General features: G+C 43.3%; 6 protein-coding genes. 3 read left to right on the plus strand and 3 right to left on the minus strand.

Annotated elements, in window-relative coordinates; translation table 11 throughout:
* Nucleotides 1-1,821, minus strand: a complete 1,821-nt coding sequence (locus tag ABJL82_RS13815) for a SpoIVB peptidase S55 domain-containing protein (protein WP_347275281.1) — start codon at nt 1,819-1,821, stop codon at nt 1-3.
* 296 nt (nt 1,822-2,117) lie between these two features.
* On the opposite strand from ABJL82_RS13815, the gene ABJL82_RS13820 reads away from it, so the two are divergent.
* The gene (locus tag ABJL82_RS13820) at nt 2,118-2,750 is read left to right on the plus strand and encodes an L-threonylcarbamoyladenylate synthase (protein WP_347275282.1); all 633 of its coding nucleotides are present in this window, start codon (nt 2,118-2,120) and stop codon (nt 2,748-2,750) included.
* A 52-nt stretch (nt 2,751-2,802) separates the two neighbouring features.
* The gene (gene rpiB / locus ABJL82_RS13825) at nt 2,803-3,255 is read left to right on the plus strand and encodes a ribose 5-phosphate isomerase B (RefSeq protein WP_347275283.1); all 453 of its coding nucleotides are present in this window, start codon (nt 2,803-2,805) and stop codon (nt 3,253-3,255) included.
* Here the strand turns inward: rpiB and ABJL82_RS13830 are convergent.
* Entirely contained in the window at nt 3,252-4,097 is an 846-nt protein-coding gene (locus tag ABJL82_RS13830; protein ID WP_347275284.1) for a hypothetical protein, read from the minus strand. The two genes, rpiB and ABJL82_RS13830, sit on opposite strands and share 4 nt — an antisense overlap.
* An 89-nt stretch (nt 4,098-4,186) precedes the next feature.
* A complete protein-coding gene (gene dapF, locus ABJL82_RS13835; protein WP_347275285.1) occupies nt 4,187-5,020 on the minus strand; it encodes a diaminopimelate epimerase in 834 nt (277 codons plus the stop codon).
* Between the two features lie 833 nt (nt 5,021-5,853).
* On the opposite strand from dapF, the gene ABJL82_RS13840 reads away from it, so the two are divergent.
* The gene (locus tag ABJL82_RS13840) at nt 5,854-8,913 is read left to right on the plus strand and encodes a chemotaxis protein CheB (RefSeq protein ID WP_347275286.1); all 3,060 of its coding nucleotides are present in this window, start codon (nt 5,854-5,856) and stop codon (nt 8,911-8,913) included.
* Nucleotides 8,914-9,196 lie beyond the last annotated feature (283 nt).

Consider the following 9,196-nt stretch of genomic DNA (forward strand, 5'->3'; position numbering starts at 1 on the left):
TTATTTAACCAATACGTGTATGCTTTGTTTACCGTTAAGAACATATTTAGTCGGAACCTTAGTAATTATTTCCCCCATAAGCGGTCCGATGCCGCTTTGACCGACATTATTCATAATAGAAAAAATGGATTGAGGAAGCGATGGAAGACCTTCTCCTTTATAGGTTAACCCGTTTTTAGAGAGAAGGACGCGCACAATGAGATTGTTGTTTCTTTCCATATCGCAGACGTCGTCCAGAAGCTGTTCAAAATTAACCGGCAAATGCCTCCCTGCCTCCCTTGCCATATCCAATGATTTGCTGAATTTCGCATCGCATGCCGTAATCTCCAGAAGGTTACCAGGGAGGACGTCTTCCGGGATTTTGATCTGAATTGTCTTGTGAATATCGCTTCCGGTATAGGGCTTTAGCAATACGTCCACAGATAATTCATCTCCCGGCCGTACATAGTTATTTCTTGACTGAATTGCTTCGATAGACGCAGTTTGCCGTGAATTCATGATGTTAATCTTCAGATCAATCTCCTGAACGGTAATTTCCTGAAACTGATTGTTGATAACCATTGCAAAGCGTTGTGCAATTTCGTCGATAGAGAACCATGTCTGGTTAAATTCATAATAGCTGTTTTTTAATATCAGTGGTTTCTCGTATCCGTCAATCTTTGCGAAAAGCTGTATGTCAACGCACCGTTCACCCAATTTTTTTTCGGTGGCGGCAACAGCGCCCTGAGCCGCCATTAAAACAAGCACCGGTGTGAGCATTTTGTTGTCCACAATTTCGAAGCTATATTCAATGTTTTGCGTACCGTCAACTTCTATGCGGCAGGGAATCATGCGGGAAAATGTGCCAATAGTACCGGCGACTCCCGATCTTCTGTCCTGATTAATCTGTCCGATTATTTCAACCGGCGACGCCATTTTTACTGAATTGGAGTGACTGCTGAGGATTGCATATACATGAGCCGTTGCCATCGGAATGTTCGTGGTTCCCGCATGCAAAAAGGGGTGTCCGAAGGCAAGTACCTGATCGCCTTCAACGTATGTAACCGTACCCACTACGGCGGCATTCAGATCCCCTTTGATCAGCACTGCGGCTACCGATGCGCCTGGAACCAGCCTGGTTGGGTATGTCGCCGAAGTTGCGGCATAGCTTCCGCCTTGCAGGGGGTACAAATTATATGCACTAAAAAAAGGGTTCATTTCTTCCAATGCCTTGCCTGAAAACCCTGATACCACCAAAGGAGAAAGGATAGGAGTAATTTTTATCCCGCGTTCCGGAGGGTTTATCGCTTCATCCTGCATTTTTGGCAATGATGTTTGCGGTATTATTTCACCGGTATTTGCGGGCGGTAATGGAAGCTCCCATTCGGGCGAGGGGAATAATTTACTGCCATTTTCTTCAGGGAGGTCGAACAATGTCCTTTTCATCTCATTTATTGGCGACACACCGGCAATCGCTTCTTTTGAAAAACTCCACCCATAGGCGACAGCGCCAATCAATCGATTATCTATGTAAACAGGGCTTCCGCTCATACCTGCAATGATGCCGGTTTCTTCAAGAGGGCCACCTGTCATTTTGATCAGAATAAGATCTGCCTTCGTTTCCCAATTTTTTAAGACGCCTAAAACCTCGACATTAAAATTTTCAATATTGTTGCCGAAAAATACCGTCTTACCAAACCCTTTCATCCCGGGTTTGATCTCGTCGATACCCATGATATTTTCCTGTGCAAGGAGGGATTGAGGATTGGATAACGAAGCAAAAAAGGCAGACGCCGCCAAAAAAACGAATAAAAAATACCTGTTCAACGATAGAGATTTCATGCGGAAACTCTACCAAATTTAACAATTTATTGTCAAGCTATAAAAGAAGTTGAAATACCCCGGTTAAGCATTTAAACTATAACCTACATTATAATATATTCATAGCACCGCAAAACCGCAATCATACGTTAGGTTGGGTTTTTAAAAGATAGAAACCCAACGGCATTCATTTTTACCCACCCCTAATCCCTCCCATGAGGGGAATTAGACAAGTCCCCTCTTGGGAGGGGATTGAGGGGTGGGTTTGTTCATTGCTTGATTAAAAATATTGAAATTCATAAACGTAGATTTATATTATGCCGTGCAATACCGCCAAAATAACACAGATACTTGACGTCAGAAATAAGGACATTTATTGGGCATCTATTGGAATAGCTGCTCAATCTTTGAGGAACGGCGGGATAGTGGCTTTCCCAACAGAGACTGTATATGGTCTGGGCGTTAATAAGGATAATCCGGAAGCTATCGAACGGCTTTATGAGGCAAAGAAGAGGCCCGCAGAGAAGAGGCTGACCCTGATGATTGCCGATGTAGGGGAAGTGGGACTATACGCGGGCGCTGTTTCAGATGTGGCGAAAAGGTTGATGGAGTCTTTTTGGCCGGGTCCTTTAGCGATTATTTTTCCGCTGAAGGATGGTTCAGACATTTGCGTAAGATTGCCCGATAATGCCATCGCAAGAGATTTAATCCGCGCCGCAAATATTCCGGTAGCAACTACCAGCGCAAACACTTCAGGGCATCCGCCATCAACGGATGCATCACAAGTGACGGCATATTTTAAGGATGAAATTGACGTCATACTGGATGGCGGGCCAACGCAATCGCACGAGCCTTCAACGGTTGTTAAAATAAAAGATGGCGTATGTGAGGTCGTTCGGCATGGCATTATTCCCGAAACAACTATTCGAAATTGTCTCAAAAAACATTGAGAATCGGGGTAATTTTTTCGTACATTTTTTTATGGAAGATTGTGAAACTACAATGAAGATTGCAATAGCATCAGATCACAGAGGGTATGATTTTAAAGAACGTATTAAGGCAACATTGAAGGAATTAGGCCATTCCGTAACGGATTTTGGCACTTCATCAAAATCGGAGTCCGTGGATTATCCCGATTTTGGAATGAAGGCGGCGCTTTCGGTGGGACGCGGGGAATGCGACAGGGGTATTTTAATATGCGGCACCGGAATAGGTATGTCGCTTGTAGCAAACAAGGTAAGGGGCGTCAGGGCGACTTTATGCCACAATCTTTATACGGTAGAAATGAGCCGTCGGCATAATGACGCCAATGTGCTGTGCATCGGTGCGGATATTATTGACGAAGAACTTTTGGAACAAAAAGTAAAACTGTGGCTGGAAACGCCTTTTGAAGGGGGAAGACACGCCCGCCGTTTGGGGAAAATAGTGGAACTGGAAAATGGAGGAGGAATTTAATCTCCCATACGGACGGCCTCCACGCCATTGGGGATTGTAAAGGTAAATATTTTTGAATCAATCGGGCTGTTTACAATGATATCAGAAAGCGTGACGCCCATCGAGGTATTGTATGTTGGCCAACGAACGTCAATTCTTTGCGGCAGCCGGCAACTATCGAAATCCGAATAATCGGTAAATACTGCCTGCAGCCGGACAGAACCGTCCGGATTAAATGTTTCACATCGAAATGTATCCGTGTTACTCCTGTTAATCAACAATTTCCCTTTAAGATTTATTTTGCCTTCATTCGTATCTATCGCATAAATGACCCAATAATACGGCCAGATTTCCAATACCGTACTCTCGCCGCCTAGAATATCTTTAAGATTAAATAACCCTGCCATATCATTCGGTGAAATGCCCGTTCCTGATGAATTCACTTTATGCAAGGCGTTGCCGGGACCTGTGTAAGCCTTTTTTTCCGAGGGGACATAAATCCAAAAGGTATTGCCGTCGGTAGACATATCAAATAGGGTCGTAGCCAGTTTTGAGCCAATCACACGCAGATGATTTGGCGTTTCATACACTATCAGGCCGGTGCATGTGACAGGCCCTTTTGATTCAGGCGAGGTTAAGGTTATTTTTGCCTTTGCCCGAAGCGTAGTAAGTTTAGAGTTGTTATAAATTAACACCTCTTTTATTTGTTGTACCGAAAGGTTTTGCGCCTCCCCCCCCGTGCTATTCAATATAGCAGAAGTATCTTCCCAAATCGGTCTTTGCATAATCGCCGATTTGCTACTTGCGCAACCGGAAAGTATTATGGCAAAAAGAAACACTCTTTTAATTATAGATAACTTCATTTTTTATATCTTGTTTATTTGGTTCTGGCTATGCGAGCTTAGGCAAAAGGTTATACTCCTCTCACGGTTTTATGTATCTTTTCCTGTTGCTATAAAAGCCATTCTCCCATAAAAACTTCAGCAGCAGGGCCTGTCATATAAACATTTTCATCTTCCGCCCATTCCAGTTCCAGATCTCCGCCTGGCAAGTGTGCCAAAAGTTTACGTTCTGTCAGGTTGTTAAGAACGCCGGCAACGCAAACAGCAGAAGCGCCTGTTCCACACGCCAGGGTTATGCCCGATCCGCGCTCCCAGGTGGCCATTGTAACCTCTCCCGGATGGTGAACCTTTACAAAATGGACATTTGTCCTTTCGGGAAAGACGCGATGGTGTTCAATTGCCTTTCCGTCTTTTTCTATATGGAGTTGCTTTAGATCATCAACGAAGATTACGCAGTGAGGATTTCCCATGGAAACGCAGGTAACCCGAAATGAAGTATTTTCATCAAGCACAAGCATTTCGTTCACTACTTGTGTTTCAGCGCCAACCATTGGTATTTCCGGTCTCATCAGCTTCGGCCTTCCCATATTGACCCTTGCGCTATAAACACTCTCATTTTTCGTATACAGCTCAATGGTTTTAATGCCTGCCAGCGTTTCTACTGTAAGCGGGTTCTTTCTGACAAGCGCATTATCGTACACGTATTTTGCAACACAACGGATCCCATTTCCGCACATTTGCGCTTCACTGCCATCCGCATTAAAGATACGCATTTTACAATCTGCTATCTCTGACGGCAATATAAGTATTAACCCATCGGACCCCACTCCAAAGTGCCGGTCGCTTATTTTTTTTGCCAGCCCTACGGGGTCATCAACCACTTCCTGAAAACAATTAACATAAACATAATCGTTGCCTATTCCATGCATTTTTGTGAATTTCATAATAACCCTTAAACAATTATTTTAAAGAGAAGAACCGTTCGTACAATACAAACATTTTTTGTAATAGTCCTGCCCACTTTCCATAAGGGACTTGAATGGGCTTGGAATTTTCTATTATACCATAGCAATCAGAAGTCAGAAGTCAGAAGTCGGCAGTCGGCAAAATTGCAGATTGTGGACTGAGGACTGCCGACTGAGTATAGTATTCATATTATATAGTATTACCCTGTAAAAACTTCTTTTTTTTGTAAGTTTTCCTTCGTGTTCTTTGTGCCCTCCCGGCGGGTTCAGGTTTGCAACCTGAACCTATGGGTTTATGCTTATCATGGGGCCATGTACTGCGGTAAAATTCCAATACCCAAATCCCAAAATCCCTGTTTGGAAGCTGGAATTTATTTGTCATTTGTTCTGTTCATAGAAGGCTGGATTGAAAGTATAAAACGTTTGGTTCAGGTTACAAACCTGAACCCGCGAATGGTTACTATTCTTTCCCTCCCCCCTGCTAATGGCATTTTTACAAAAAACCGGGAATGCTTCCGTTAGGCATTGATTAGTAGAGACGCACGGCCGTGCGTCTCTACAAGTTTGGAGCATTGGGTTTTTTGTCATTTGAATTTGTTTCGTATTTCGAATTTGGTTGCGGCCAAAGGCTGTGCAGTGCCCTTTGTGGTTAATGTATAGACGCACGGCCGTGCGTCTATACATCAATATATTTATATTGACATCTTCTGCTTACCTGCTTACGATTTATCCAACTACCCAATTATTGATTTTTAAAATGTTCCTATCTAAAAATGCAGGTAAAAAAATCCATTTCAGGGAGCCAATAAATCATGGCGAGAAAAAAAACTGAATCTGCGAAAAAGAGGCCAGCGCAGGCAGGAAAAAAAGAGGCGCCCGCCAGAAAATTAAAGGCGCAAACCATAAAAGCCGCCACGCATACCGGAACAAAAACGCCTCTGCCAAAAAGAAAAACGATAACACCGGCAAAGGAGGTAAAAACCCTGATGGCGCAAACCATGACGTTCCCCATTGTCGGAATCGGCGCTTCTGCCGGAGGGCTTGAGGCGCTCGAAGGTTTCTTTTCCAACATGCCTGACAATAACAACCTTGCCGTAGTGGTTATCCAGCACCTGGCGCCTAAATACAAGAGCATTATGGCAACACTGCTAAATAAATATACCACAATGAAGATACTGGAAATCGAGGATGGAATGCGGGCGTTACCAAACTGCGTGTATCTTAATCCTCCTGGGATGGACGTTGCTATTATAAACCGGACATTTCAATTGATACAACCCCTGGAACCACATGCCTCCAGGCTGCCTATTGATTTCTTTTTTCGTTCCCTTGCAGATGATCTGGGAGAAAAGGCAATCTGCATCGTGCTTTCAGGAACGGGCACCGACGGCACCCAGGGGCTTAAAGCAATCAAGGGCGCAGGGGGAATGACCATGGCGCAGGACGAAACCGAGGCAAAATATGACAGCATGCCCAGAAGCGCGATAAACACCGGCGAGGTTGATCTTGTCCTGCCAGTGAAAAGAATGCCGGGAGAACTGTTAAAATATATCAAACACCCCTATATTGACAGCGCCAGGTCAACGGGCGCCACGGAACAAAAATATCAAAACAATGTAACAAAAATCCTCCTGCAGATTCGCAACCATACGGGACAGGATTTCTCCCAATATAAACAAAATACGATTCGGAGAAGGATTGAAAGGCGCATGGCCGTTCATCAGATCGATAAAATTGCAGATTATCTTAATTATATCCGGGAAAACACGGCTGAAATAGAAATTCTTTACAAAGACCTGCTCATAGGGGTTACTAATTTCTTCAGAGACAAGGACGCCTTTGATTTCCTGAAAAATACGGTAATCTCCGATATTGTACAGAGAAAGCAGCAAAACAGTGCCTTACGCGTCTGGGTGCCTGGCTGCGCCACAGGCGAAGAGGCATATTCCATTGCCATACTCATCGCGGAAATTATGAAAAAGAAGCAGCGGCAGTGCAAAGTACAAATATTTGCAACCGATATAGACTCGGCGGCCATCGAATTCGCGCGCGCGGGTATTTACCCGGACAGTATTGCCGCGGACGTCTCCAAAGAACGGCTGAAACACTTTTTTATAAAAGAAGATAACTCCTACAAGCTGAAAAAACGGATACGCGAAATGGTGGTTTTTGCCAGTCAAAGTCTGATAAAGGATCCTCCTTTTTCCCGGCTCGACCTTGTATCGTGCAGAAATGTATTGATTTATATGGACGCCTCGCTGCAGAAAAAGATATTGCCGGTTTTTCACTATACCCTGAATAAGGATGGGTACCTTTTCCTCGGGTCATCTGAAACCATTGGAGAATTTATCCATCTTTTTTCGACTGAAAATGCGAAATGGAAAATCTATAAACGTAAAGGTAAAGTTATCGAAAAGGACATGGACCTTCCTGCCTTGTTAACGAAGGAAGTCTTTCAATCAGACTGGAAAGAAGAAAAAAAAGATTACGGAGAAATCAATATTATTCAACTTGCGGAAAGAGAGATTCTTAACAAATATGCCCCTTCATTCGCACTGATCAACGAAAAACATGAGATTCTTTATGTTAACGGCAAGATACACAAATACCTGTTAACGCCACATGGCGTCCCTTCCTTCAATATATTAAAAATGGCGCACGAAGACCTGCGTTATAAACTGAGCACCATTATCCATAAAATTTCCGGAACGAAAGAAACTATCGTAGAAAAAGGGGTGAAGATACGGGACAATGAACATTTTTTGACGATTGACCTGACCGTCAAGCCGCTTAAAACCGGAACAGCAACTGAAGGGCTGACGATGATCATCTTTGATGAAAAATTACCGGCAGAAAAAGAGCGGAAAAAAGGAAAGGCCTCCATGAAAATCAGCAAAGAAGACCCACAGATTACAAAACTCGAATTAGAATTAAAATCGACAAAGGAATATTTACAGGCAACCATTGAGGAACTGGAAACTTCGAATGAGGAACTGAAATCTGCCAATGAAGAATTGCAGTCCACAAACGAGGAACTGCAGAGCACCAACGAGGAATTAGAGACGTCTAAGGAGGAACAACAATCCACGAATGAGGAGCTGGAGACGGTGAACGCGGAACTTCAGAATAAGCTAAATGAATTGTCACGTTCCAATAATGACCTCAACAACCTCCTGGCAAGCACGGAGATAGCAACCATATTTCTTGACACAAAACTGAACATTGTCCGTTTTACCCCAACGCTGACGAAACTCTTTAATATGCTGCCATCGGATATTGGCCGTTCGATAGGCGACATCACCGCAAAATTCAATACGGAGACACTAAAAGATGACGCGGCAGAGGTGCTGAAAACCCTGATCAAAAAAGAGTATCAGATACAGACAAAGGAGCACGCCTGTTATAACATGCGTATATTGCCATATCGCACCATCGACAATATAATAGATGGCGTCGTTATCACGTTTATTGACGTTACAAAAATTAAAAATACAGAGGAGACCTTGCGCCTGATAGAGAGTCGGTTCAATATGTTGAATCAGGCTTCGCTATTCGGCATTGTGTTATTTAATCCGGAAAGCGGCGTTATCGTGGATTATAATAAAAAATTTGAGGAACAAACCGGCAGAGGCCTGAAGGAACAGCATACATTTAAAATATGGGATTGTTTTTCGCCGGAAAAGACAAAGAACCCGTCAGAATTCTTTCAAGGGATGTCGAAGAAAAATGATACGGTTTCTTTGGAAATGAATATTCGAAGACCTGATGGAGTGATTGTTCCCGTGTGCTTAATGAGTAAGGTTATAAAAATCGCGAATAAAATGTATGTTCAATGCGTTGTAAGAGACCTGACTGGCCTGATGCGGACGTAAGCACATATAGCCAAACAAAAGGGCTCCCGGCGGGTTCAGGTTTGCAACCTGAACCTATGAGTTTATGCGTATAATGGGGCCATGTACTGCGGTAAAATTCCAATGCCCAAATTTCAAAACCCCTGTTTGGAATCCGGAATTTATTTGTCATTTGCTCTGTTAATAGAAGGCTGGATTGAAAGTATAAAACGTTTGGTTCAGGTTGCAACCCAATGTCATTAAGTTAAGAAATTGGTTTATAAGGGAAAGCAAATATTTTTTTGCGTGGTTGAATATTTCTTGG

This window comes from Candidatus Kuenenia sp., assembly GCF_039794105.1.
Taxonomy (GTDB): Bacteria; Planctomycetota; Brocadiia; order Brocadiales; family Brocadiaceae; genus Kuenenia.